Genomic DNA, 25,717 nt, shown 5'->3' with positions numbered 1-25,717 from the left:
GCCTGCGCCGCCGTCGCGTAGCATGCAGGTGGAACCGTTGGGGATAAACCGATGCAGACACCGCCGCCGACCGTACGAACCGGAGCCTGCGCATGAGCTGGCAGGCTTGGGCGGTGGTGGCCATCATCGTCGTGGCGATGGCGCTGTTCGCCAGCGAAAAGCTGCGCATCGACCTGGTGGCGCTGGTGGTGCTCGCCGCGCTGGTGGTGTTGGGTATCGTCAGCCCGGCCGAAGCATTGTCAGGTTTCAGCAATGAGGCCACGGTGACGGTGGCGGCGATGTTCGCGCTTTCCATCGGCATCGAGCGCTCGGGCGTACTGGAGCCGCTGAGCCGGCTGCTGATACGCATCCGCCGGCCGTGGCTGCTCACGCTTGCCTTCATGCTGGCGATCGCGCCGATGGGCGCGTTCGTGAAGAACATTGCGCTGGTAGCCACCTTCCTGCCGCTGGCGCTGCGCGTGTGCCAGCGCACCGGCACGTCGCCGGCGCGGGTGCTGATGCCGATGGCTTACGCCGCGCAGATGGGCGGGGTGTGCACCTTGATCGGCACCTCGTCCAACCTGCTTACCGATTCGCTGGCGCAGAAGTACGGCCTGCCCGCCTTCGGCGTGTTCGAGTTCACCGGCATGGGCGTGCTGCTGGCGATCGCCGGCATGGCCTACCTGATGCTGGTGGGACGCTGGCTGCTGCCACGCCACATCGACGCCGACGAGCTAGAAGAAGTGGAGATCGGCAAGTACGTCACCGAGCTCGCGCTCACCGCGCAGTCGCCACTGGTGGGCCGGAGCATCGGCGAAGCGCAGCTGGGCGAACGCTACGGCGTGTATCCGCTGGAATTGCTGCGTGGCGAGCGGCGCATGTGGTCGCCGCGTTCGCAGCAGATGGAGGCCGGCGACGTGCTGCTGGTGCGCGGCGACTGGGGGAAGATCGAGGATTTCCAGCGCCGTGCCCACTTGCACAACGTGCCCGAGAGCCGCTACGTGCGTGACGCCGACCATCCGCGCGTGCTCACCGAGATCATGGTGGCGCCGGCTAGCCTCGCCGAGGGTCGGCGGCTGGCCGAGACCGACCTGGGCCGCCGCCCTGACGCGGTGGTGCTGGCGATCCACCGCCGCGGCCAGGTGCTGCGCGACAAACTCAGCGACGTCAGCCTCGCGGTGGGCGACGTGCTGCTCGTGCTGGTGGATGAGGACAGCATGCCGCAGCTGCGCGGCGACGACGCCTTCATCGTGCTCAGCGAGCGGGACGACGCGCGGCGGATGTCGCGCAAAGCCATCGTGGCGGCGGCGATCATGGCCGGCGTGGTGGTGGTCTCCGGCCTGCACTGGCTGCCGATCCCGGTGGCGGCGATCTGCGGCGCGGCGGCGATGGCGCTCACCGGCTGCTTCGGCCGCAAGGATGTCTATGAAGGCATGGACTGGAAGATCATCGTGCTGCTCGGCGCGATCCTGCCGCTGGGCACCGCGATCGAGAAGACCGGCCTGTCGCACGAAGTGGCGCAGGCCGGCATGGGCCTGGTCGGCAATCACGGCCCGCTCGCCGCGTTGCTGATGGTGTACCTGCTCACTGCCCTGCTCACCGAACTGATGGGCCACAACCCCTCGGTGGTGCTGATGGTGGGCATCGCCGCCAGCGTGGCGCACGCCGTGCACGCCGACTCACGCCCCTTCGTGGTAGCCGTGGCCTTCGCCGCCGCCACTTCCTTCGCCACGCCGGTGGGCTACCCCACCAACACCATGGTGTATTACGCCGGCGGCTACCGCTTCACTGACTTCATGAAGGTGGGCATTCCACTGATCGCGCTGTTCTGCGCGCTGTCGATGTGGCTGATCCCGAAGTTCTGGCCGTTCCATCCCGGCTGAGTCTTCCAGCCGGGATGCCGCAGTTCGGCAAGCCTTACTTCGGCTCGCTCTTGATCGCATGCCCGCCGAACTCGTTGCGCATGGCCGACAGCAACTTGTCGGTGAACGATTCGGTGTCGCGAGAGCGCAGGCGTTCGATCAGCGAGGCGGTGATGATCGGGGCGGGCACGTCCAGATCGATGGCTTCGCTCACGGTCCAGCGGCCTTCGCCGGAATCGACCACGTAGGGCGCAATGCCGTCCATGGTGGGGTTCTTGCCCAGCGCGTCGGTGGTGAGGTCGAGCAGCCACGAGCGCACCACGCTGCCGTAGCGCCAGATTTCGCCGATCTGGTGCAGGTCCAGGCCGAACTCCTGCTTGTGGCCGAGGATGGAAAAGCCTTCGGCGTAGGCCTGCATCAAGCCGTATTCGATGCCGTTGTGGACCATCTTGGTGAAGTGGCCGGAACCCACCGGTCCGACGCGGCCCCAGCCCTGGTCCGGTCCCGGCGCCAGCGTGGCGAAGATCGGACGCAGCGCTTCGACGGTCTTCGCGTCGCCGCCCACCATCATGCTGTAGCCCTCTTTGAGGCCCCAGATGCCGCCGCTGGTGCCGGAGTCCACGTAGCCCAGGCCGTGTTCGGCGTAGAGCGCGGCGCGGCGCATGGTGTCCTTGTAGTTGGAGTTGCCACCGTCGATCACGGTGTCGCCCTTCGACAACAGTGGCAGCAACGCGTTGACGGTATCGTCGGTGATCTTGCCCGCAGGCACCATCAACCACAGCACGCGCGGCGCGGGCAGCGCCTTGACCAATGCGTCCAGCGAATCGGCGCCGGCCACGCCCTTGGCCGCCACCGCCTTGCGCGCGTCGGCGCTGGGGTCGAAGCCGGTGACCTTGTGGCCGCCTTGCGCCAGCCGCTCCGCCATGTTGGCGCCCATCTTGCCCAGCCCGACCATGCCCAGTTCCATCGTGTCGCTCCGCGTGTGGTGTGAGTGGAAGCGCGGCGGCCGCGGGTGTGGCGCGTCTGCCGCAAGGTTTCGGAATGGCCCGGCGCGATAAAGGTGCACCGGGCAAGCAGTTCACGATATAGGCGCCGCCGTGCAGCGCTTGTCGTCGCGTACGGATCTCAGGTGTGGTTCCCGCTGTCGTAAGGGCTGGGCCGGTCGTCGGCCGACCAACGCTTGTACTGCCACTGGTACTGGGCGAAGGCCTGTTCCACACAGGCCTCCACGCCGCGGTTGAGCGCTGCGCAAGCCGTGCCCAGGTCGGCATCGGCCAGGCCGTCCGGCGCGGGCAGGAAGTGGATGCGGTAGCCTGCGCCGCGCGGCAGCCGTTCGGCGAAGGCGTACAACACGGTAGCGCCGGTGCGCGCGGCCAGGCGCGGCAGCAACACCATGGTCAGCGCCTCGCGGCCGAAGAACGGTGCGAACTCGCCCTCGCCGGCGCGCGGCTTCTGGTCGGGCAGGATGCCCACCGTGCCGCCCCCGGCGAGCCGCTTGTACAGCGTACGCACGCCGGCGCCCTCGGCGCGCACCTGCTCCGGCGCCAGTGCGCCGCGCACCTTGCGCAACAGGCCTTCCACCGCGGCGATGCGCGGCGGCCGGTACAGGATCGCCATCGGTGTCTTGCGGCACAGCCAGTAGTTGAGCAGCTCCCAGCAGCCCAGGTGCGGCGCAGCGATGATCACGCCCTTGCCCGAAGCCAATGCGGCGTCGAACAGCGATTCGCCGCGCACCTCACGCACCAGCTGCAGCGCGCGCTCCGCGCCGGAACCCCAGATCTTGATGATTTCCGTGGCCGACTTGCCGCTTTCGGCCAGCGCCTCACGCAACAACGTGGCGCGCGAGCCCTCGTCCAGCCCGGGCCGGGCGATCGCCAGGTTCACCGCCACGTGGTGCGCGGTGCGGGTGCGCCGCCACAGCGCGAGGCGGCCGAGCAGCGTGCCGCCGGCCTGCAGCGTGCGCAGCGGCAAGAGGGCGAGGAGGCGCAGCAGGAGATAGACCAGGAACATGTCGACACGCATCGGCGCAGTGTACGGGATCGCCGTGCTTCCACCGGCCACGCGGCGCGCTTATGCTGCGCACTTCGCTCGCCGCCGAGTAGCCATGATCGCCCTGATCCAGCGTGTGCTCTCCGCCCGTGTCGAGGTCGCAGGCGAAACCGTGGGCGCGATCGGCCCCGGCCTGCTGGCCCTGGTGGCGGTGGAGCCCCATGACGGCGAGCCGCAGGCGCGACGCATGCTGGAACGCCTGCTCGGCTACCGCGTGTTCGCCGACGAGGCCGGCAAAATGAACCGGTCGCTGGCCGATGCCGGCGGCGGCCTGCTGCTGGTGAGCCAATTCACGCTGGCTGCCGACACCCGTTCCGGCATGCGGCCCAGCTTCACCAGCGCGGCGGCCCCCGAGCATGGCCGGCGCTGGTTCGAGCGGCTGCTGGAACTGGCGCGCGCCGCGCATCCGGTAGTGGAAACCGGCCGTTTCGGCGCCCATATGGTGGTCAGTCTGGTCAACGATGGTCCGGTGACGTTCCGGCTCGACACGGGCTGAATGTCCGTTGTGTCGGGAAACGCGCAAGCCCGCGATCTGGCGCGATTTTTGCGTACAGGCCGGTGAACTTTTCCACCTTGAAAACTGGTCAAAAAAGCAGCATATCGCTATAATGTCCGGTTCTTGAACCTTGCGGCGGTCGGTGAATGAACAACAAAGTCCACGAGCAACAGTCCGAAATCAAGGCGCTCATCTCCAAGGGTCTGGAGCAGGGCTATCTGACCTACGCCGAGATCAACGACCACCTCCCTGACGACATCGTCGACGCGGAGCAGATCGAGGACATCATGGCGGTGCTCAAGGGCGTCGGCATCGAGGTGCACGACGCCGCACCGGATGCCGACCCGCTGGCCGACAACGCGCCCGGCGCGAGCGGCGACGACGAGGCCGCCGCCGAGGAAGCCGTCGCCCTGCTCTCTGCCGTGGACGCCGAGGTGGGCCGCACCACCGACCCGGTCCGCATGTACATGCGCGAGATGGGCACCGTCGAGCTGCTCACCCGCGAGGGCGAGATCGCCATCGCCAAGCGCATCGAGGAAGGCCTTGCCCAGGTGCAGACCGCGCTGGCCAGCTTCCCGCTGACCATCGAATTGCTGCTGGAGGAATACGACCAGCATCTGGATGGCAAGCGCCGCCTGTCCGAGATCCTCGCTGGCTTCCTCGACCTGGAGGCCGCCGCCGACGCCGCCCGCCTGGAGGCCGAGGAAGCCGCTGCCAATGCCGCCGAGGACGGCGACGGCGAGGGCGACGAGGAAGACGAGGACGACAGCAATTCCGACGAGGAGGAGGCCGGTTCCAGCGGTCCCGACCCGGAGGAGGTCAAGCGCCGTATGGAACTGCTGCGCGACCACTACGGCAAGTTCCAGAAGGCGGCCCCCAAGGCCACCAGCATCACCGACAAGAAGATCGTCAAGCTGCGCGACCAGATGGCCGAGGAGTTCCTCAAGCTCAAGCTGCCCAGCGCGCTGATCGATGGCTTCGTGCGCAAGCTGCGCGAAGTGGTGGGCGACATCCGCCACCACGAGCGCATGCTGATGGACATCTTCGTCAAGCAGGTGAAGATGCCCAAGGCCGAGTTCCTCAAGGCCTTCCCCAGCAACGAGGGCAACCTCGAGTGGGCCGCCGAGCTGGGCCGCAAGCGCCAGAAGTGGTCGCCCAACGTGAAGACCCACCGCGAAGCGATCGATGCCGAGCAGGAGAAGCTGGCCGCGATCGAGCACAAGCTGTTCCTGCCGCTCACCGACATCAAGGAAATCAACCGCGCCATGGCTTCCGGCGAAGCCAAGGCCCGCCGCGCCAAGAAGGAAATGGTGGAGGCGAACCTGCGCCTGGTGATCTCCATTGCCAAGAAGTACACCAACCGCGGCCTGCAGTTCCTCGACCTCATCCAGGAAGGCAACATCGGCCTGATGAAGGCGGTGGACAAGTTCGAATACCGCCGCGGCTACAAGTTCTCGACCTATGCCACCTGGTGGATCCGCCAGGCGATCACCCGCTCGATCGCCGACCAGGCGCGCACCATCCGCATCCCGGTGCACATGATCGAGACGATCAACAAGCTCAACCGCATTTCCCGCCAGATGCTCCAGCAGTACGGCCGCGAGGCCACGCCGGAGGAGCTGGCCAAGGAAATGGACATGCCCGAGGACAAGATCCGCAAGGTGCTGAAGATCGCCAAGGAACCGATCTCGATGGAAACCCCGATCGGCGACGACGAGGATTCCCACCTCGGCGACTTCATCGAGGACAGCAACGCCAGCTCGCCGATCGACTCGGCGACCGAGACCGGCCTGATGGAAACCGTGCGCGACGTGCTCGCCGGTCTCACCCCGCGCGAGGCCAAGGTGCTGCGCATGCGCTTCGGCATCGACATGAACACCGATCACACGCTGGAAGAAGTCGGCAAGCAGTTCGACGTCACCCGCGAGCGCATCCGCCAAATCGAAGCCAAGGCGCTGCGCAAGCTGCGTCACCCCAGCCGCTCCGAGCAGCTGCGGTCGTTCCTCGACGTGGATTGATTGACCGAGTTCCCACCCTCTCCCGCATGCGGGAGAGGGTCAGGGAGAGGGCAAGAAGACGGCCGCTCATGCGGCCGTCTTCTTTTCCGGATCGGCTCAGCCCATGTCGTAGAAGAACTGCTCGCTCACCACCTTGCCGTCGTGCACGTGGTACACGCAGATCTCGGACATCTGCTCGCGACTGCGGCCCTTGAACGTCACGTCCATCGACATGGACACGCTGAACCAGTTGCCGGCCACCAGCGGATCGCTGACGGTGCCGCCATGCATGGTTTCCACCATCGCGTTGAACTGGCGACCCTTCTCGTAGATCGCCTCCAGTCCCTTCGCGTTGCCCATCGCACCCGCCGGTGCGCCCGGCATCTCGATGCTCACCGCATCCGGTGCAAACAACTCTCGCTGCGCCTGCTCGAACTCGCCCTTGCGGCACAGCTCGACCAAACGCTTCGCCACAGCTTCGGTGTTCATGCGCGGATCTCCAAAGGGAAGGAACGATCAGACTACGCCGATCTGCTGACAGCATCCTGTCAGCAGCCTCGATCGCTCGACGCCCGCGCCACCCACCGCTACCATGCCGAGCTGCACCGCGCCGTGCCCCATGCGGGCGCCGACTGCCGGGCCTATAGCTCAACGGTTAGAGCAGGGGACTCATAATCCCTTGGTTCCAGGTTCGAATCCTGGTGGGCCCACCACAAATGTCAGGGTTTTTGGCGAGTTGTGCGATCTCACAAAGTTTGGCCAAAGTGGCCAAACTTTAAGAGACGTCTCACAGGTTTGGCCACGAGCCCCGACGTTGTTGGGATTCCTAGCAAGTACTAGCTGAGCCGCAAGCACCGCGGAACTGTGCGATGGGTTCGCTGGAAGCCACCGTCGATTTGGGCGGCGCTTCCTCGCAATGCGCAGCTACGTATTCGCCGACAGGCCGCCACCTCTCCAGTCGGGTGTGCGCTTCCAGGCGCCGCCGAGATAGTCGAGGAACACGCGCACCTTGGCCGGTACGTAGACGCGTCTTGCCATGACGGCGTAGATGCCGAGATCCGCAAACTTCCAGTCGGGGAGAACCACTTCGAGGCGGCCGGACTCGAGGTCGTTGGCGACTGCAAATTCCGGAATGCGTACGAGGCCGGCGCCGTTCACGGCCGCCGCGCGCAGCGCAATGGACGAATTGGCTTCCAGGCGTGTGGTCAACGCGAGACGCACGGTTTCTTCTCCACGCCGGAACTCCCAGGCACGGCCCAGTGGCGTCATGGAAAAATGCAGGCAAGGGTGCGCATGCAACTGATTGGGATGAGTCGGCCTTCCGTGTCCTTCGAGATACGAGGGCGCGGCGCACAACAACACGCGTGTCCCGGCGACCCGTCGCGCGACCAGGCTTGATGTATCCAGTTGCGTCGCGATGCGCAGGGCCACGTCGAGTCCTTCGTGGACGATGTCCCGCGTACGGTCGTCGAACTGCAGGTCCAGGTCGATCTGCGGATAAGCATTCAGAAAGCCGCCGACCCATGGCGCCACGTGCAGCAGGCCGAATGACATCGGTGCGGTGACGCGCAAGCGGCCGCGTGGAACCGTCTGCGTATCGGCCACTGCATCTTGCGCAGCACGCGCCGCTGCGAGAGCGGTTTGCGCGTGCCGCAGATAAGTCTGTCCCGCTTCGGTAAGGCTGAGCTGACGCGTTGTCCGCTGCAGCAGTCGCGCACCGAGCCGCCGTTCAAGTGCGGCGACCTGCTTGCTTACTGCGGCCTTGGATAGATCCAGGCTCTCGCTCGCACGAACGAAACTGCCAAGTTCGGCGACTCTTACAAACGCGATCAAGCCAGCCAGATCGAGCGTGGAGTGATCGATTGTTGACATGAAGAAACACTGTGTCAGCGCAGCCACGGATTATGGCACGCGATGTCGTTGCTATTTTCTTCGGACTTGCTCGAAGGGAGTCCGGCATGACTGGCGTCACGCTTCAGCGCATTGCACTGACCCTGCTCACGGGAGCGCTGACGGGCGCGAGTTTCATCGTGACCAAGCTTTTGCTCAGTGCCGGTATCGACCAGTTTGCGGTTGCTTTCGTGCAACTGACGACAGCGGGTGCGCTGCTGCTGCTCGTGCTTCGGCTTGGCGGTGCGATGCCGCCCCTCAAGGGCGCAACACTGCGCTACTTCCTGACGACCTCACTGATTGCGCTCGCGGCAGGGCCGCTACTGGGCAACTGGGTGCTGGGACGGATTCCCGCCGCGATCTTCACCGTCGTGGTGACGTTCTCTCCCATGTTCACCGCATTGCTGACAGCGCTGATCGACCGCCGCATGCCTTCGTTCCAGGCCATGCTCGGCGTGTCGCTGGGCCTGGTGGGCGCCTTGTTGGTGCTGCTTCCGCGGGTCCGCGTTGCTCCGCACGGCGAGGCCTTTGCGCTGTGCCTTTCGCTGGGCGTGCCGATGCTGCTTGCTGTCGGCAACATCTACCGGTCGCGTTACTGGCCGGCCCAACTCGGTTCCGCAGCCGCCTCCGCGGGCACATTGGCCATGCAAGGTGTGTTGCTGGCACCTGCGTTTGCCTTCAAGTCACACACCAGCGCTGCGGCCATGCTGTCAGTTGCACCGCTGTTTGCGTTGTCGATCCTCGTTTCCGTCGCCGCTAACGTAAGTGGCTCCACGTTGCAGCGTGTCGCGGGCGCCACCGCTTATAGCCAAATTGGCTATGTCATCGCGCTTACCGGCGTGGCTTTGGGAACGATCCTGTTCGAGGAATCTCTCGGGCCCGCGTTCTGGCCGGCCCTTGCCCTGGTTTTCGCCGGCATGGTGCTCACCCATCGTGCGAGGCAGTCCACGCCCACCGTCCCCGTCGTTCCCCTTAACTTGTCGAAGGAGTGATTCATGAAACGCCTGCTTTCCAAGGCCGTCGTCGCTGTGTCCCTGATGTTCGCCGGACACGCTGCCCAGGCCAGCCAGCTGGATCCGCTCACGCCGGAAAACAGCATCGTGCTGATGGTCGACTATCAGCCGCAGTTCGTGTTCTCCGTGCAATCCATGGATGTGAGCAAGCTGATCAGCAACGCCGAGGGCCTGAGCATGGCCGCCAAGGTGTTCAATGTGCCGACCTTCTACGCCACGATCAGCGCAAACCAGTTCGGTGGTCAGTTCTTCCACCAGCTGACCGACGCGCGGCCGGATGTGAAGCCCTTCGACCGTACCGTCATCAATCCCATGGAGTACCCGCCGCTGAATGACGCCATTGCCCACACCGGCCGCAAAAAACTGCTGGTGAGTGGGCTGTGGACCGACTCGTGCGTCACCTTGCCGGTGCTCTCAGCACTCAAGGAAGGTTACGAGGTATACGTGGTTGTCGACGCAAGCGGCGACGTGTCGAAGGAGTCGCACGAGATGGCCGTGCAGCGCATGGTCAAGGCTGGCGCGATCCCGGTGACCTGGCTTGCCGTGATGCTCGAGTGGCAGGGTGACTGGAAGCGCCACGACACCGCGGTCCAGGTGCAGAAGATTGCGCAGACCCACGGTGGCGCCTGGGGCCAGGGCATCGACTACTTCCAGACCATGGTGGCGCCCAAGCACTGATGGCCGGCAAACGCGAGCGGCATGACTCACCGCATCGGGGTCTGCCGCTTACGGAAGCTGAAACGACAGCGACATCGAAAACGGCGATGTTGTCGAAACGACAGATCAAGGAAAGTACACATGTCTACCCATAAAACATGGTTCATCACCGGAGCTTCGTCCGGCTTCGGCCGCGCTTTTGCCGAGCACGCCATCAGCCGTGGGCATAACGTTGTCGCCTCGGCGCGCAACGTCGACAAGCTGCAGGACCTTGTCGCCCTCGCGCCGGAGCGCGTGCTCACCGTTCGCCTCGACGTCACCCGGCCGCAGGACATCCAGCCCGCCATCGATGCAGCGCTGGCGCGTTTTGGCCGCATCGATGTGTTGATCAACAATGCTGGTTTCGGGGTGCTTGGCGCCCTCGAGGAAACGCCGGAAGTGGAGTTGCGCGCGATCATGGACACCAATTTCTTCGGTGCCATCGCCATGACGCAGAAGGCGCTCCCTGTGCTGCGTGCGCAGCGCTCGGGGGCGATCGTGAACATCTCCAGCCTGGGCGGCCAGCTGTCGTTCGCCGGTTTCAGTGCCTATTCGGCGTCCAAGTTTGCGCTGGAAGGGGCTTCCGAAGCGCTGGCTGCGGAAGTGGCGCCGTTCGGCATCAAGGTGCTCATCGTCGAACCCGGTGCGTTCCGCACGGAACTCATGGGGGACGCCACTCGACGCATGCCGTCCATGCCCGACTATGAGGCAACGGTAGGCGGTACACGCGCCATGGCAAGTGGCATGCACGGTGCGCAACAAGGTGATCCGCGCAAGGCGGCGGCGGCGATCGAGCTGGCCATCGATGCGCCGGCGACGCCGCTTCGCCTTCAGCTCGGTGCCGACGCCGTCGATGCCGTGCGCAGTCACGCCGAAACCTTGCTGCGCGACCTGGCGCAATGGCAGGACGTCGCGGAAGCCACCCGCATCGACGGCCTTGCGGCCTGAGTTATCGACGCACGGCCACGTGCCGTGATCCCGGGCCGCAAATGGCGGCCCGGGGTTTCCTATGAGCAAGGCGCGCACCGCGCGGCCTCCACACGCTGTGCAAGCATCTGCACGGGCGGCTGACACCCCCAATCGGCGCCCAGGCGTTTTTCAATGATTGGCGGTAAGCCAATCCTGGAGCTGTCGCAGAACCTGGCCGCGGCCGGGTTCTGCCTCGTTGAACAGCTCGTGATAGAGCGCGGCGAAGTAGCGCGTGGTGAGCTGTTTCGTGCGCGCGGATGCGGCGGAGAAATCACGGCTGCCGCTGGCGTCGACCAGTGCGTCGTCGCCGGCGACCAGTAGCAGGGTGGGTACTTCGAGGTGGCTGGCGTCGGCGATGCAGGAAGCACCGGCGCGGAAGATGAAGTCGGCGAGGCGCGGGCTGACGCGGTCGTGGCACAGCGGATCGTCGCGATATGCGGCGATCACCTGCGGATCGTGGCTGAGGCGTTCGAGGTCGAGTCCGTTGCGTAGCGGCAGGTTTGGCAGCAGGTGTGCCAGCGTCGCAGCCAGCCGTTGCAATCCCCTGGATGCGTGGCTGCGCAGCGCGGGCGAGGACAGCAGCAGTGCTTTCGGTGTGATGCGTTCGTCCAGCACGGTGCGCAGCGCAACCAGCCCGCCCATGCTGTGACCGAGCAGCAGCGGCGCGGTGCCCAGCGCGCGGGCGTAGTCGGCGTGCACCACGGACAGGTCTGCCAGCAGGTCGTCGGGATGGCCGAGTACGCCGCGTGGTCCGGGGCTCTGGCCATGACCGCGCTGGTCGTAGGCGCGCACGGCATAACCCAGCGCGTTGAACCAGCGTGCAAGCTTCGCGTAGCGGCCGGCATGTTCGCCCAGTCCGTGCACGATCAGTACGCTGCCGCGTGCCTGCGACAGCGGCCAGTCGCGCAGCCGCAAGCGTTGGCCGTCCGGCATCTCCAGCCATGCGGTATCTGGTGTCTGTTCTGCGTCGTGCGCGTTTCGCACCGAAGACTTTCGTTGTTTCACGCCTGCTTTTCCATCACCGGATGCGATGTCGCACGTTGACCGGGAAGGGACACGCAACGCCGCGTCCCTTCCCGGCATGTCGATCAATGCTCAATGACCCGCATGTCCTTGGTCAGCAGGTCGAGCTTATCCTTCATGTCGGCCTGGGGCTGCGTGCCCGCGGTGCCGTAGAAGGCGGTGTACAGCACCGTGGACGGTTGGCTGCCGGAGGCTGCCGGGGCGACCACGGCGTTGATCTTCATCAAATCGTCCTCGTAGCGCGCCACAGCGTTGTAGGGATACTGCTTTTCCGACAGTTTCCTCCAGCGACTGCTCATGTCGTCGTCCAGTCCGGACGGCGGCGCGATATAGCGCTGGACGTTGACGTTGTCGTGGTCCTCGGAAGCAGTGTCTTTCCAGATGTTCACGTCGCCGACGTCCCACACCGGCTTGCCGCCGTCGAGGAAGAAGCTAAAGCCCAGCCACAGCAGGTTATCCGGCTTGATCGCCTGCACCGAGGACGGATAGGAGAACGCCACACGCTGCGAGGTGTAGTTGAAGCGATGGCCGTAGTCGTAATCGATGCGGATATTGCGGAGGGCGGCCGGCTGCAGCGCAGGCTTGCCGAGAAAATCCTTCCACTGCGCCAGCGTGCCCTCGTAGGTGACGTGGACGAAGCTGCTGAGCTCGTCCAGGTCCAGCATCGTGTCGTGTTGATGCGAGGGCGGCGTGAAGCGCACCAGCATCACGCAACCGTCCGGCGTGGGCAGCGAATACGCCACCACGAGGGCGTTCGCGTAGGGCAGCGACCAGGCGGCAACCTGCCACGGGCGCTGCCAGCGGTCGACATGGGTCGATTCAAGGATCGGCTTGCCGAGTGAGGTGATCTTGACCTTCTCGCTGGCGACATCGCGCTTGAACAGACCGGTGCGTGCCAACAGGTCCATGCGCGTCTTCGCATCGCCATAGAACTTCGCCGCGTCCATTCCGTCCGGACGGCGGATCCGGATCAGGCCACTGCGCCCGGCCGCGCCCACGCGCACGTAGCCATTGCCGTCCAGCGTGAAGTACTGCGACTGCGTGCCGGTGCGGCCCCATTCGCCATCGCTGCCGCGCACGATCAGCGAGGGAAAGCCGTTGAGCACGGTCTGTTCGTGCAGCAAGCGCGCCGAACCTGCGCCGTTCGGGAACAGATTGGCCGACTCGCGCGCCAGCAGCGCCTTCAGCTGCGCGTCGCTGTTGGCATCGATGCGCTTCTGGAACTCGCGATAGAAATCGCTGAGGCCGGCAGGCAGCGCGAACTGCGTCTTGAGGTCGCTGTTCTGCACCGTGTCGAACAGGTCGAGCTCGTAAGCGATGCGGGTGTCCATGACAGCCTTGCCGTCCGGCGCGTCCAGCACTTCGCGGATCGGCAGCGCGTAATTGAGGTTCTCGTTGGCCGACTTCATCAGCACCGCGCCGATCACCTTGCCGTCCTTGTCCAGCAGCGGGCCGCCGCTGTTGCCGGGCGAAGCAGCGGCGGAGAAGCGCATCCACTTCCAGGCGCCATCCTGCTGCTCCGGTGTGTCCGAGGTGTACAGGCCGTCGCGGATCACCACGCCGGTTCCGAGCGCGTTGCCCACGGCGTAGACCGCCGTGTTCAAGGTCGGCTTGGTGTCCAGGTCCAGGGTGGCGTCGCCGGGCGAGCCGGCCAGCGAGAACACCACGAAATCCTTGCGCAGGTCGAATTTCTCGATCTTGTCGATCGGGTAGACGTGGCCGGCGGTGTCGCGCAGCTCGGGCTGTCCCCATAGGCTGTCCGCGCCGACCAGCAGCACGTGGGCAGCGGTGACGTAGCGGTTGTGGCCGATCGCGAACGCGGTGCCGATGGAGTAGTACTTGTCGGTACGCTCCTGGTAAGGCAGCAGGTCCAGCGGCAGCGGTTTCTCGTAGCTGAGCGAGTCGCTGGTCGGCTTGGCCTGCACCACCTCGAAGGTGGCGGCCTGGATTTTGGGCAGCAAGGCGGCATCGAGGCTCGCCGCCTGCACCGTCGATACGCCAAGCCCCGATACCAGCGCCAGTACGCCGATCCGGCCGAGATGGCGGATCGTCCAATCGCACCATGTACGCATACGTTTCCTTCGCATGGAGGCGCGGCCCGCGGACTCCCCTCGGCATCCTCGCGGACGGCGGCCAGCGCGCATCTTGGCATGGAGAGGCGTCGCTTGCATGGCAGGCAATGGCCATGAAGCGGGCGCCCATGTGGCGGCCGCGGATGGATGGGCGCGTAGAATCCGAAGTCCCGATGGATGTCGTGCCCCCTGCCTGCATGCAAGCGGATGCTTCCCCCCTGAACGATTTTCATCCCGCCGTCGCCGCCTGGTTCGCCGGCCGCTTCGCCGCGCCCACCGCGGCCCAGGCCCAGGCCTGGCCGGCGATCCGGGCGGGTGGCCACGTGCTTGTGGCGGCGCCCACGGGTTCGGGCAAGACGCTGACCGCCTTCCTCGCCGCGATCGACGCGCTGATACGCGAGGGCGTGGCGAGCGGCGGCGCGCTGCCGGACGAGACGCGGGTGGTCTACGTGTCGCCGCTTAAGGCCTTGTCCAACGACATCCACGTCAACCTGGAAGAGCCGCTGGAAGGCATCCGCGCCGAGCTGGAAAAGCTGGCCTTGCCTGAAGTCGCCATTCGCACCGCGGTGCGCACCGGTGACACGCCGCAGGCCGAACGCGCGTGGATGCGCAAGACGCCGCCACAGATCCTGGTCACCACGCCGGAGTCGCTGTACATCCTGCTCGGCTCGGCGTCCGGCCGCGAGATGCTCGCGAGCACGCGCAGCGTGATCGTGGACGAGATCCACGCTGTCGCCGGCAGCAAGCGCGGTGCGCACCTGGCGTTGACGCTGGAGCGGCTGGAGGCGCTATGCCAGCGGCGCCTGCAGCGGATCGGGCTTTCGGCGACACAGAAGCCCATTGAGGAAATTGCCGACTTCCTGGTCGGCGCAACATCGCCCACTCCCCTTTGGGGAGTGGGCCGGGGTGAGGAGTCGGCCGCGCCACAGACTTCATCGAAGCTCGCACCAGGCGAGGCCGATGCGAGCACCCGCCCCTCACCTCAATCCTCTCCCCAAAGGGGAGAGGAAGTGAACGCGAAAAGCGGCATTACCATCATAGATACGGGCCATACCCGCAAGCGCGACCTCGCCATCGAAGTGCCGCCATTGCCGCTGGAGGCGGTGATGTCCAACGATTGCTGGGAGCTGGTCTACAACCGCATCGCACAACTGGTGCAGGCGCATCGCACCACCCTGGTGTTCGTCAACACGCGCCGCCTGGCCGAACGCGCGGCGCGGCAGCTGTCCGAGCGGCTGGGCAAGGAAGCCGTTGCCGCACACCACGGCAGCCTCGCCAAGGAGCAGCGCCTCGATGCCGAGCAGCGGCTGAAGCGCGGCGAGCTGGCGGTGCTGGTGGCCACTGCTTCGCTGGAGCTGGGCATCGATATCGGCGACGTGGACCTGGTCTGCCAGCTTGGCTCGCCGCGTTCCATCGCCGCCTTCCTGCAGCGCGCGGGCCGTTCCGGCCACCACGTCGGCGGCACGCCGAAGGCGCGCTTGTTCCCCACCACGCGCGACGACCTGGTCGAATGCACCGCTCTGCTCGACGCCGTGCGCCGCGGCGAGCTCGATGCGCTGGTGCAGCCACCGCAGCCGCTGGATGTGCTGGCACAGCAGATCGCCGCCGAAGTGGCCTGCCGCGAGTGGGACGAGGATGCGTTGTACGCGCTGGTGCGCGGCGCGCATCCCTATCGCACGCTGGCGCGCGCGGATTTTGACGCGGTGGTGCGCATGCTGGCCGAGGGCTTCACTACCCGCCGTGGTGCGCGCGCGGCCTACCTGCACCGCGACGCCGTGCATCGGCGGCTGCGCGCGCGCCGCGGTGCGCGGCTGGTCGCGCTCACTTCCGGCGGCGCGATCCCCGATACCGCCGATTACCTCGTCGTGCTGGAACCGCAGGCCACGGTGATCGGCTCGGTGCACGAAGACTTCGCGGTGGAAAGCCTCGCCGGCGACATCTTCCAGCTGGGCAACACCAGCTACCGCATTCTGCGCGTCGAGCGCGACCGTTTGCGCGTGGAGGATGCGCACGGCGTGCCGCCCAGCATCCCGTTCTGGCTGGGCGAGGCGCCGGGGCGCACGGATGAGTTGTCGTTCGCGGTGTCGCGGCTGCGCGAGGAGATTGGCGAGCGCCTCGGCGGTGAACCCCTCTCCCTTAGGGAGAGGGGTGAGGGTTCGGTGGGCGACGGGCTTTCAGGTGATACCGAACCCTCACCCCTAACCCCTCTCCCAGAGAGAGAGGGGAGCAAGGCATTCGCGTGGCTGTGCGATGAGTTGGGCCTGAGCGAAGCCGCGGCGCGGCAGCTGGTCGAGTATCTGGCCAGCGCGAAAGCCGCGCTGGGCGTGTTGCCCACGCAATCGACCCTGGTGTTCGAACGCTTCTTCGACGAGTCGGGCGGCACCCAGCTGGTCATCCATGCGCCGTTCGGCAGCCGCATCAATCGCGCCTGGGGCCTGGCGCTGCGCAAGCGCTTTTGCCGCCAGTTCAATTTCGAGCTGCAGGCCGCGGCCACCGAGGACGCAATCGTGTTGTCGCTGTCCACCAGCCACAGCTTTCCGCTGGAGGAAGTGGCGCGCTACCTGCACTCGAACAGTGCCGAGCATGTGCTGGTGCAGGCTCTGCTCGACGCGCCGCTGTTTCCCGCCCGCTGGCGCTGGAACGCGGTCACCGCACTGGCGTTGCCGCGCTTCACCGGCGGGAAAAAAGTGCCGCCGCAGCTGCAGCGCATGAAGAGCGAGGACCTGCTCGCCGCGGTGTTTCCCGACCAGGTCGCCTGCCTGGAAAACATCGTGGGCGAGCGGCAGATTCCCGATCATCCGCTGGTGGCGCAGACCCTGCACGATTGCTTGCGCGAGGCGATGGACGTCGACGGCCTGCTGCGCCTGCTGCGCGCCCTCGAAGGTGGCGAGATACATCTGGTCGCGCGTGATCTGGCCGCACCCAGCCCGCTCGCCGGCGCGGTGCTCAATGCCGCGCCCTACGCCTTCCTCGACGATGCGCCGCTGGAGGAGCGCCGCACCCGCGCCGTGCGCCAGGACAGCCCGGCCAGTGCGGGCGATCTGGGCCGGCTCGATCCCGCAGCCATCGCCGCGGTGCGCGCCGAGGCTTGGCCCGAGGTGCGCAGCGTCGATGAGATGCACGAGGCGCTGGATGCGCTGGGCGGCATCACCGCGGAGGAGGCGGCGGCGAACGAGGGCTGGAACGACAAGCTGCGGGCGCTGGCGCAGGACCAGCGCGCCACGCGTCTGTCGTTGCGGGATGCCGGCGGCGCATGGGTCAGCGCGGAAAAGCTGCCGCAATGGCAGGCCGTGCATCCCGATGCATCGCTGCATCCCGTCATCGCCGCGCCCGCCGGATACGCGGAACAGGCGTGGACGCGCGAGGACGCCATGCGCGAACTGGTGCGCGGCCGGCTGCTCGGCCTGGGGCCGGTCACCGTCGAGGCGCTGGCGGCGCCGCTGGGCGTGGCACCCGCCGAGGTGGAGGCTGCGCTGCTGCGTCTGCAGACCGAAGGCTATGTGATCCAGGGGACGTTCGACCTTGCCGTTGCCGGAACGCAGTGGTGTGAGCGTCACCTGCTCGCGCGCATCCACCGCTATACGCTGGGCCGTTTGCGCCGCGAGATCGAGCCGGTGAGCCGGCGCGAGCTGATGCGCTTCCTGCTCGACTGGCAGCATGCGAGTCCGGCCACGCAGTTGCGTGGGCCGGACGCGCTTTCGGCGACGCTGGCGCAGCTGGAAGGCTACGAAGCCGCGGCCGGCACCTGGGAGGCGGAGATCCTGCCCGCGCGCATCGCCGATTATTCGGCCAGCTGGCTGGACGAACAGTGCCGCGCCGGCCGCATCGGCTGGAGTCGCCTGCGTGCGGGTGGCGGCAGCGGTCCGGTACGCGCCACGCCGATCGTGTTGCTGCCGCGCCGGAAGATGGCCGCCTGGACCAGCATCGCGCAGAGCGCCTCGTCGCAGGAAAGCCTGCTGTCCTCGCGCGCGCAGGCGGTGGCCGATGCGCTGAGCGAACAGGGCGCGCTGTTCTTCGACGAGCTGCTGTCCATTGCCCATCTGCTGCGCACCGAGCTGGAGGACGCGCTGGGCGAACTGGTTGCCGCCGGCCGCGCCAGCGCGGACAGTTTCGCCGGCCTGCGTGCGCTGCTGCTGCCTGCGGCGAAACGCGAGGCGCCGCGCCACCGGCGCATGCGCCGGCATGGATTCGGTGGCATCGAGGACGCGGGTCGCTGGTCGCTTGTGGCTCGTTTCCCTTCCCCCGCCGGGGTGAGGGTGCCCGGTAGGGCGGAACAGGGGCAGGTGCTTGCAGGGAAGCCGGATGCGGCGCCGGCACCAGGGCAGCCCCTCGCCTCAGCCCTCTCCCCAAAGGAGGGAGGAGGTGATGGCGGCGTTTCGCGCGACGTTCATTCGATTGAAGCCGTCGAGCACGTGGCGCGTACCTTGCTCGCTCGCTACGGGGTAGTGTTCTGGCAGTTGCTGGAACGCGAGGCGCCCTGGCTGCCGCCATGGCGCGAGCTGCTGCGCGTGTATCGCCGGCTGGAGGCGCGTGGCGAGATCCGTGGCGGGCGTTTCGTCGAAGGCCTGGTGGGCGAGCAGTTCGCGCTGCCGGAAGCCATCGCGCCGTTGCGCGCGATCCGCCAGCGCGCGGACGACGGCGAGCTGGTCGTCATCGGCGGTTGCGATCCGCTGAACCTGGTGGGCAGCGTGCTGGCCGGCGATAAGGTGCCGGCGGTACCTGGCTCGCGCGTGCTTTATCGCGATGGTGTGCCGCTGGCCGCGCTCGTCGCCGGAAAAGTCCTGCCGCTGGCGGAGCTGTCCGCAGCCGAGATGCAGGTGGCGCGGCAGGCATTGCGGCTGCGCACGCAGGCGTCGCCCGTGAGCTGAGGAAGCTGCGCGGGCGACGCGGCCATCACATCGGCGCCCATGCGGGAATCACCGCGGGGCGCCACCTTCCGCCGCCGGCCGCGCGTCGGCCGTGGCGCCCGCGTCGCCGGGATCGTCGGTATCGAGCGGACGGACGTATTGCACCAGCGACAGCAAGGTTTTGCCTGGCTCCTCGTTCATCATCTCGTGCGCCGAGTTCTCGAACCACACCAGTTTCTTGGAGGGTGCCTGCACCGTCTGGAACCAGGCAGCGGCGACGTTGGACGATACGTTGCGGTCGTGCCTGCCGAGGAACATGACCACCGGACAGCCGAAGCGATGGATATGGCTGAGGTCCATGGTGAGCACGCTGACGAGGAGCTTGTTCACGGAGTATTCGTTCGCCTCGCCGAGCAGCTGCACGTCGCGATCGCTGTATTCGGGTGAAAGCGACATGGCGGCTGCTTCGGCCTGGCCGCCCGTCCGGCCGTACACCATGCCGCCATACTGGTTGAGCCACTTCCGCTGGATCGCCAGGCTGGCGAGGGAAACGGGCCCGGTGCCGCTGGCGTACGGCGCGATGGATTCCAGTTCCTTGACCGCCTGCCCGTTGCCGGCCTTGCGGGCTTCATCCATCGCGAATTGCCAGCCTTCGCGCTCGCTCGCCGGGGAGTTGATCACTTGTCCCATGCCGATATAGGCATACAGCCAGTCTGGATGGCGCTGGGCGACTTCCAGCCCGAGGTAAGAACCCCACGAATGGCCGAGCAGGAAGATCTTTCTCTTGCCGAACTTCTTGCGCAGCCACGCCACCATTTCCTCGGTGTCGCCAATCATGCGCTCCGGCGTCATCGTGGGGGCGACCGCCGCGGGATCGTTGGCGGCATAGGTGCTGCCGGCGCCGCGCTGGTCCCATTGCACCACGGTGAAGTACTCCTCCCAACCGCGCTGGAAATACCAGCTGGTCGGCATCGAGACCCAGCCGGGCCCGCCGTGCACCATCAACAGGATGGGATTGCGCCGGTCGGCGCCGCGGATGCTCACCCACTGGTCAATCCCGCCGATGCGCACCTTTTCGTGCCGCTGGATGCCAAGCGGCGTGACGATGCGCTGCATGTCCGCGATGATCTTGACGGCCTGCGCGCGGCTGCTGGGCGCGGGCGGTTCCTGAGCCTGCAAGGCGCCTGCGCAGAAGCAGAGGGCGGCGATGAACGGCAACAATCGTGAGCCCATGGGACATGTCCTGGGGTGAGTGGGTAATGCCCGTACTCAGCAATACCCGTACCAACCCCTATGCGTTCACCAACATGCCTGTTTATGGGGATATCGCGGTGCGTGGCGTGAGCCGGAAGCCGTCCGCGGACGGGAACGCGGACGTCCGCTGGCAGGCGGCGGATACCGGCATCCGGCGATGCTCCGCAGGCATCCAGGCAAAGGATTCCGGCCTGCGCCGGAACGGCGAAGCTTCTCGCCCCCGGCCCATGCTGTCTGTCAGGTTGGGTGCGTGGAATCGATCAGAGCATGCTTAAGGCCGGGCCTGCAGCGACACCCGGCCCAGCGCATACAGCGGACCGTCGATGGGCGCGGTGTAGATCAGGCACAGCGCGTGCTCGCCGTCCTGCGCGCGCAGTGTCGCGTCGAACTTGAACCGGGGTGGACTGTGTGCCGGGTCGGGCAGCAGCATCGTGGCCAGCACCGGGCCGTCGCAGCGATCCGCGTGCACCACCAGTTCGCCGAACGGCGTGGTGTGCGGGCGCGACACCACCAGTTTCGTGTCGTGCGCCAGCGCGTAGTTGCGCGGCAGTCGCACCGCGTCGACATGGATCGCGTCGACACCATCCATCAGCGTGGGCGGGAACAGCTGGCAGGCGTCGAACACATTCATTGCGTACACCGGCTGGAGGCTGGCGGCATCGGGTGCCGGCTGCAGGCGCAGGCGGAAATCGCTGCCGGGGCAGTTCCCCAGTTCCGTGCCGGACAGGCTCAGCAGCGCGGCGCGATCCAGCCTCCGCTCGCGGGGCGCGGCGAGCTTGCTGCCATCGACGGCAAAGCTGGCGGCGCGCACGGTGGTGGGCAGCGTCACGTTGAACGGCGCGTCATAGCGTGGCGAAGCCGGCGTGGGGATGCTGCCGTCCAGCGTGTAGTGGATGGTGCCGAAGCCGGTCTGATCGCCCAGCGTCACCGTCGCCTTGCCGGTAGCCAGCGCCACGTTGCGGTCCGCCGCGATGTCCACGGCGAAAGCGCTGTCGGCGTAGTTGACCTGCTGCGCACGATGGCGTTCGAGCTGCGCCGGCAGACGGGCGAGGAAGCCCTGCCAGTCGTTGCTGGCGGCGGGCGACCAAGCCACTTCGCCGAGCGCGTCGAGTCGCGGAAAGGTGGTGTGCTCCACGTGCGCCATCGTCGGGAGGTGCTCGGTCCACACGTTGGCCTGCACGCCCAGCACATGCTTCGCCTGCGTGGCATTCAACACGTCGGGCAGCACCTGGAAGCCGTACACGTCCTTCAGCGATTCCACGCCGAGGCGTCCGGCGTATTCGTCGGCGAGGTCGCCCTGCACGTGGTCGAAGTAGAGATCGGGCGAGGGCGACATCACCACGTCGTGGCCGAGCAGCGCGGCCTTGATCGCGCCGTCGATACCGCGCCAGGACATCACCGTGGCGTCGGCGGGCAGGTTGTCGCCCTCCAGGATCTCGTCCCAGCCGATCAGTTTGCGGCCGTGCTTTTCGAGGTAGTGGCCGATGCGGCCGATGAACCAGCCCTGCAGCGCATCTTCGTTGGCGATGCCCAGCGCGCGCATCTTCGCCTGCACCGCGGGCGAGGCCTGCCACTTATCCTTGATCGCCTCGTCGCCGCCGACATGGATGTATTGCGAGGGGAACAGCGCCAGCACTTCGTCGAGCACGTTGTCGATGAAGGTGAAGGTGTCGTCGTCCACGTTGTAGAGCCAGGAGTTCACACCCCAGTCGGTAGACACCTTCGGCTGTTTGCCGGTGACGCCGATGCGCGGATAAGAGGCCACCGCGGCCTGTGCGTGGCCCGGCATGTCCAGCTCCGGCACGATGGTGACGTGGCGTGCGGCGGCGTAGGCCACCACTGCGCGGATCTGCTCCTGCGTATAGAAGCCGCCGTAGCGCTTCGGTTCGCCGTCGTGGCCGGCGCCGGGTGGCGTACGCCATGCACCGATACGGGTGAGCTCGGGATAGCGCTTGATCTCGATGCGCCAACCCTGGTCGTCGGTGAGATGCCAGTGCAGCACGTCGAGCTTGAGCTGGGCCATCTGGTCGATCAGCTTTTCGACCTCGGCCACGCTCTGGAAATGGCGCGCGGAATCCAGCATCAGGCCGCGCCAGGCGAAACGCGGCCAGTCGCGGATGCTGAGCGCGGGCACGTCCACCGCGCCTTGTTTCGCGTCGGGCGTCAGAAGCTGGGACAGCGTGATCGCGCCGTGGAACAGGCCGGCATCGTCGCGCGCCGTGACGCGGATTCCCTCGGGTGTGACGGCTAGCGCATAGCCTTCGGCCTGCGCCACCGGCGCCCGCGGGTCACGCTGCAGCACGATGGCCTGCGCGGCATGGCCGTCGGCGGCAAGCTGCAACTGCAGGCCGCGCGTGCGCGCGACGAGATCGATCAGGTAGTCCGCGGTCTGTTTCGTCGCGGCATCGTGGCTCGCGAGCAGCACGAGTGTGTGTGCGTCCACGGTGAAGCCGCCGTGCTGCAACTCGAGTTGCGCCGGCAGCGGAATCAGAGAGGGTGGCGTCGCGTCATCGGCGTGGGCGGCAGGCGCCAGCGGCAGGGCGAGCACCAGCAGCAGGCAGGCGCAACGGGACAGCAAGGCAAGACGATTCATCGGCGACTCCTGCACGAATGGCCCAGCATGCCATCTCCGTGGCCATTCCATATAAAAAGCGCCGGAGCGATTTCGACATCGCGCCAGCGATCACCCGAAGGGCGGCCGCCATGGACGGTGGTCGCAAAAAGACGGGCCCGCAAAATACAGCCGGGCCCGCTCGGGGAGAGTGCAGGCCGTCCGTGGCCTGCGTGGATACTGCAGTGAAGCGGAAATGCCGGATCAGAACTTCAGATGCGCGGTCAGGTAATACTGACGGCCGTTCTCGTAGAAAGCGGTCGGGATGTATGCGCTCTGGTAGTACTTGGTGGTCGGGTTGTTGAGGTTCAGCGCATCCAGGCTGAAGCTCAGCCAATCCGTCGCCTTGTAGCCGATGGACGCACCCAGCGTGCCGGTCGCCGCCTGGTAGTAGGGCACCGCGCCCTGCAGGCCGATCAGGAACGACGAACGCCAGCTGTAGCCGATGCGCGCGTTGAACATGTCGTTTTCGAAGTAGGCGCCCACGTTGTAGGTGTTCTTCGAGGTGCCAAGCAGGTTGTGCGTGCCATCCGCCCAGGTGAAGGACGACGAACCGTCCGCATAGGTGTAGTTGAGATTCACGCCGAAGTAGTCGCCGATCGGCTGGTTGTAGGTCAACTCCAGGCCGGACAGGCGGGCATCGGCATTCAGCGGGATGGCGACGTTGTACGTTTCCAGCTGGTGGCTCAGCTCGCTGTAGAGCTGACGGTTCGTGGTGCCGTAGGCCACGTAGTCCTTCATGTTCATCGAGTACGCAGTGGCCGCCAGCAGGCCGCGCGGCATGAAGTACCACTCCAGGCCGGCGTCGAAGTTGGTCGACAGCACCGGCTTGAGGTGCGGGTTGCCGCCGCCGCCGGTCTTGCTCAGGTCCGAACCCCACGAGGATGCGCCCAGGGCGGAATAGTCCGGCATGGTCTGGGTCTGCGACACCGCGAAGCGGGCAATCAGGTCCTGCGCCAGGTTGAACTTCAGGTTGAAGCTCGGCAGGAAGCGGCCGTAGTGGTTGCTGTAGTGCTCGCGATCCCACATGCCGAACAGGCTGCTCACGTCCGGATTGACCGTGGTGGCGGCATACGTGTTGATGCCTTGGCTGATGTTGACGTAGCGCACGCCAGCGTTGCCGCTCCAGTTGTCGCCTTGGAAGTTGGCCTGGAAGTACGCCGCGGCGTTCTTCTCGGTCACTGTCCAGTCGGCACCATAGTTGTGGCGGCCGGTCGGGCCGTCATTGCCCGCAAGCCAGGTGGCGGTGGAGTTGACCGCATTGGCCAGCGCGGACTGGGTGAAGTACCAGATGTTGCGCGGGAACTGGCCGCCGAGGCCCTCGGCGAAGTTGCCCGGGTAGTTGGCGGTGGCGGCACCTTGCAGCGCACCCCAGAGGTCGCCCGGGGTAGCGCCTTCCGGCGATATGGTGGCGCGGTCGTGCTTGGCGTAACGGACGCCGTAGTTGAACGACTCCAGCGTGCCCGTGTTCATGTACTGGGTGAAGTCGGCCGACAGCCAGTTTTCCTTGTCGGTGGCCTTGACGAGCTGGTCGCCCCAGGTGCCGTTCCACTGCGCGCCGGCCAGGCTGCCGTCGCCGCCCACGCTCCAATCCACCGGCGAGCCCGCACCATGCGTCTGCCAGCTGGCGCCGCCGCCATAGTTGTCGGTGAGTTCGGCGATGTACTGCTTCGGCGTGGTGCCGGTGCCCTTGGTGGTGCCGGCCTGGAACGTCGCCGTCACGTTGTCCGACACGTTCCAGTCGGCGTCCGCGGTGTAGTAGTAGGTCTTCGCCTGGGACTGGCGCGCGATCATGTCGTACACGGTGTAGGCCGTGCCGGCCTTACCCGCATAGGTGGCATTGGTGAGCACGCCGTTCTGCACGGTGTAACCCGGGTTCGGCGCCTGGGTCATGCCCCAGTTGCCGGCCCACAGCATGTAGTTGCGGTTGTAGTTGTCGGCGTCGAGCTTGGAGTAGAAACCGCTCAAGTCCAGGGTCAGGTCGTTGCTCGGGCGGAACTGCGCCTCAAGCAGGCCGCCTTTGCGCGTGCGGGTCTGGGTGAACAGCGTGGAGCCAAGCAGCGAGGGGATATACACGCCCACGAGGTCGGGATTGGTCGCCGCGACCGGGCTGGTCGCGCCAATCTGGGTGAAGCCGCTGGGAAGCTCCTGGGCTTCACGCTGCAGGTGGCGCTTCTCGTCGAACACCTGGGCCAGGACGCCGAACGTGCTGTCGGCATTCTTCCAGTTGAACAGGCCGGAGAACTGGCCGTCGGTCTTGGAAGCCGTGCTGGAGTACACGCCGCCGATGCTGGCGTCCGCGGTGTACTGCTTGTCGAAGTCCAGCGGCTTGCGGGTGATGATGTCCACGTTGCCGGTGGTGCCGCCGTCCTGGAAGCGGGCTTCGGAGGACTTGTGCACTTCCACGCGGCTGACGATTTCGGACGGCAGCAAGGTGTAGCTCACGCTGCGGCCGACGGTGTTGCCCTGGCTGAGCACGAACCAGTCGGCCGAGCCGACGGTGTGGCCGTTGATAAGCGTCTGGGTCAGGCTCGGGGCGGTGCCGCGCAGGCTGATGCGGTCGGCTTCGTCGAAGCCGCCTTCCTGGGCACTGGACGAGCTGATGTCCACGCCGGGCAGGGCGCGCAAGGTGTCGGCCACGTTGTGTGCCGGCAGCTTGCCCACGTCTTCGGCGGTGACCACGTCGACGTTGGAGTTTGCGTCGCGCTTGATGTCGAGCGCCTTCGCCTGCGAGGCACGGACACCGATCACGGTCACCGTCGACAGGGTCTTCGTTTCTTTCTTGTTTGGAGCGCTGCTGTTCTGGGTGTTTTGCTGATTCTGGCTGTTGTCCTGCGCGTACGCGCCGACGGACAGGCACAGGCCGGCGACGATACTCGCGGCAAGCAGTGTCTTGCGATGGTTCATGATGTCCTCCCCTCAGAGGGCTGGTTCGGTCCGGGACCGGGTTGTCGTGGTT

Annotated in this window: 16 protein-coding genes and 1 tRNA gene; 8 read left to right on the top strand and 9 right to left on the bottom strand. The window is 66.5% G+C overall.

All coding sequences use genetic code 11. The annotated features are described in order from the left end of the window. Positions 1 to 92: 92 nt before the first annotated feature. Positions 93 to 1,862, top strand: coding sequence for an SLC13 family permease (locus ISP14_RS11895; RefSeq protein WP_404539996.1), 1,770 nt, complete (start codon positions 93 to 95; stop codon positions 1,860 to 1,862). Between the two features lie 34 nt (positions 1,863 to 1,896). On the opposite strand, the gene gnd is transcribed toward ISP14_RS11895, so the two are convergent. Together gnd and ISP14_RS11885 are read right to left on the bottom strand one after the other, a co-directional pair. Next, complete coding sequence (gene gnd, locus ISP14_RS11890) at positions 1,897 to 2,907, bottom strand: phosphogluconate dehydrogenase (NAD(+)-dependent, decarboxylating) (RefSeq protein WP_404539993.1); 1,011 nt, start codon at positions 2,905 to 2,907, stop codon at positions 1,897 to 1,899. A 59-nt stretch (positions 2,908 to 2,966) separates the two neighbouring features. Beyond that, positions 2,967 to 3,863 (bottom strand): LpxL/LpxP family acyltransferase, encoded by an 897-nt coding sequence (locus ISP14_RS11885; protein WP_404540479.1) that lies wholly within the window; start codon positions 3,861 to 3,863, stop codon positions 2,967 to 2,969. A gap of 82 nt (positions 3,864 to 3,945) precedes the next feature. Here ISP14_RS11885 and dtd point away from each other — a divergent pair, with 82 nt between their 5' ends. Continuing rightward, the gene (gene dtd, locus ISP14_RS11880; protein WP_404539990.1) at positions 3,946 to 4,386 is read left to right on the top strand and encodes a D-aminoacyl-tRNA deacylase; all 441 of its coding nucleotides are present in this window, start codon (positions 3,946 to 3,948) and stop codon (positions 4,384 to 4,386) included. 146 nt (positions 4,387 to 4,532) lie between these two features. After that, positions 4,533 to 6,404 (top strand): RNA polymerase sigma factor RpoD, encoded by a 1,872-nt coding sequence (rpoD, locus tag ISP14_RS11875; RefSeq protein ID WP_404539987.1) that lies wholly within the window; start codon positions 4,533 to 4,535, stop codon positions 6,402 to 6,404. 96 nt (positions 6,405 to 6,500) lie between these two features. On the opposite strand, the gene ISP14_RS11870 is transcribed toward rpoD, so the two are convergent. Further along, on the bottom strand, positions 6,501 to 6,872 hold the full coding sequence (locus tag ISP14_RS11870; protein WP_404539984.1) for a SnoaL-like domain-containing protein: 372 nt from the start codon (positions 6,870 to 6,872) through the stop codon (positions 6,501 to 6,503). Positions 6,873 to 7,020: 148 nt separating this feature from the next. On the opposite strand from ISP14_RS11870, the gene ISP14_RS11865 reads away from it, so the two are divergent. Next, positions 7,021 to 7,096 (top strand) — tRNA-Ile (locus ISP14_RS11865). A gap of 211 nt (positions 7,097 to 7,307) precedes the next feature. On the opposite strand, the gene ISP14_RS11860 is transcribed toward ISP14_RS11865, so the two are convergent. After that, positions 7,308 to 8,255 carry a LysR family transcriptional regulator gene (locus ISP14_RS11860; protein ID WP_404539979.1) on the bottom strand — a complete coding sequence of 316 codons (948 nt, stop codon included), beginning with the start codon at positions 8,253 to 8,255 and terminating at the stop codon, positions 7,308 to 7,310. A gap of 86 nt (positions 8,256 to 8,341) precedes the next feature. Between ISP14_RS11860 and ISP14_RS11855 the strand changes: the two genes are divergently transcribed. Genes ISP14_RS11855 through ISP14_RS11845 form a run of 3 tightly spaced genes read left to right on the top strand, consistent with a single transcriptional unit; the run spans position 8,342 to position 10,930 of the window. After that, positions 8,342 to 9,265 carry a DMT family transporter gene (locus tag ISP14_RS11855; RefSeq protein WP_404539974.1) on the top strand — a complete coding sequence of 308 codons (924 nt, stop codon included), beginning with the start codon at positions 8,342 to 8,344 and terminating at the stop codon, positions 9,263 to 9,265. Between the two features lie 3 nt (positions 9,266 to 9,268). Beyond that, a complete protein-coding gene (locus ISP14_RS11850; protein ID WP_404539971.1) occupies positions 9,269 to 9,964 on the top strand; it encodes an isochorismatase family protein in 696 nt (231 codons plus the stop codon). Positions 9,965 to 9,985: 21 nt separating this feature from the next. After that, positions 9,986 to 10,930, top strand: coding sequence for an oxidoreductase (locus tag ISP14_RS11845; RefSeq protein WP_404539968.1), 945 nt, complete (start codon positions 9,986 to 9,988; stop codon positions 10,928 to 10,930). Positions 10,931 to 11,080: 150 nt separating this feature from the next. On the opposite strand, the gene ISP14_RS11840 is transcribed toward ISP14_RS11845, so the two are convergent. Together ISP14_RS11840 and ISP14_RS11835 are read right to left on the bottom strand one after the other, a co-directional pair. Continuing rightward, entirely contained in the window at positions 11,081 to 11,956 is an 876-nt protein-coding gene (locus ISP14_RS11840; RefSeq protein WP_404539965.1) for an alpha/beta hydrolase, read from the bottom strand. A gap of 83 nt (positions 11,957 to 12,039) precedes the next feature. Further along, positions 12,040 to 14,046 carry a S1 family peptidase gene (locus ISP14_RS11835; RefSeq protein WP_404539962.1) on the bottom strand — a complete coding sequence of 669 codons (2,007 nt, stop codon included), beginning with the start codon at positions 14,044 to 14,046 and terminating at the stop codon, positions 12,040 to 12,042. 173 nt (positions 14,047 to 14,219) lie between these two features. Here ISP14_RS11835 and ISP14_RS11830 point away from each other — a divergent pair, with 173 nt between their 5' ends. After that, positions 14,220 to 18,914, top strand: a complete 4,695-nt coding sequence (locus tag ISP14_RS11830; protein WP_404539960.1) for a DEAD/DEAH box helicase — start codon at positions 14,220 to 14,222, stop codon at positions 18,912 to 18,914. Between the two features lie 48 nt (positions 18,915 to 18,962). Here the strand turns inward: ISP14_RS11830 and ISP14_RS11825 are convergent, their stop codons facing one another. The 3 genes from ISP14_RS11825 to ISP14_RS11815 form a co-directional block, all read right to left on the bottom strand. Then, positions 18,963 to 20,126, bottom strand: coding sequence for an alpha/beta hydrolase (locus tag ISP14_RS11825; RefSeq protein ID WP_404539957.1), 1,164 nt, complete (start codon positions 20,124 to 20,126; stop codon positions 18,963 to 18,965). Between the two features lie 292 nt (positions 20,127 to 20,418). Further along, entirely contained in the window at positions 20,419 to 22,740 is a 2,322-nt protein-coding gene (locus tag ISP14_RS11820; protein ID WP_404539955.1) for a beta-N-acetylhexosaminidase, read from the bottom strand. A gap of 222 nt (positions 22,741 to 22,962) precedes the next feature. Beyond that, positions 22,963 to 25,665, bottom strand: a complete 2,703-nt coding sequence (locus tag ISP14_RS11815) for a TonB-dependent receptor (RefSeq protein WP_404539952.1) — start codon at positions 25,663 to 25,665, stop codon at positions 22,963 to 22,965. Between the last annotated feature and the right edge of the window lie 52 nt (positions 25,666 to 25,717).

The sequence above is a fragment of the Dyella agri genome (assembly GCF_044904705.1).
Taxonomy (GTDB): domain Bacteria; phylum Pseudomonadota; class Gammaproteobacteria; order Xanthomonadales; family Rhodanobacteraceae; genus Rhodanobacter_A; species Rhodanobacter_A agri.
Note: the sequence above shows the minus strand (reverse complement) of the source record. Positions and strands in the feature narration are given on the sequence as shown.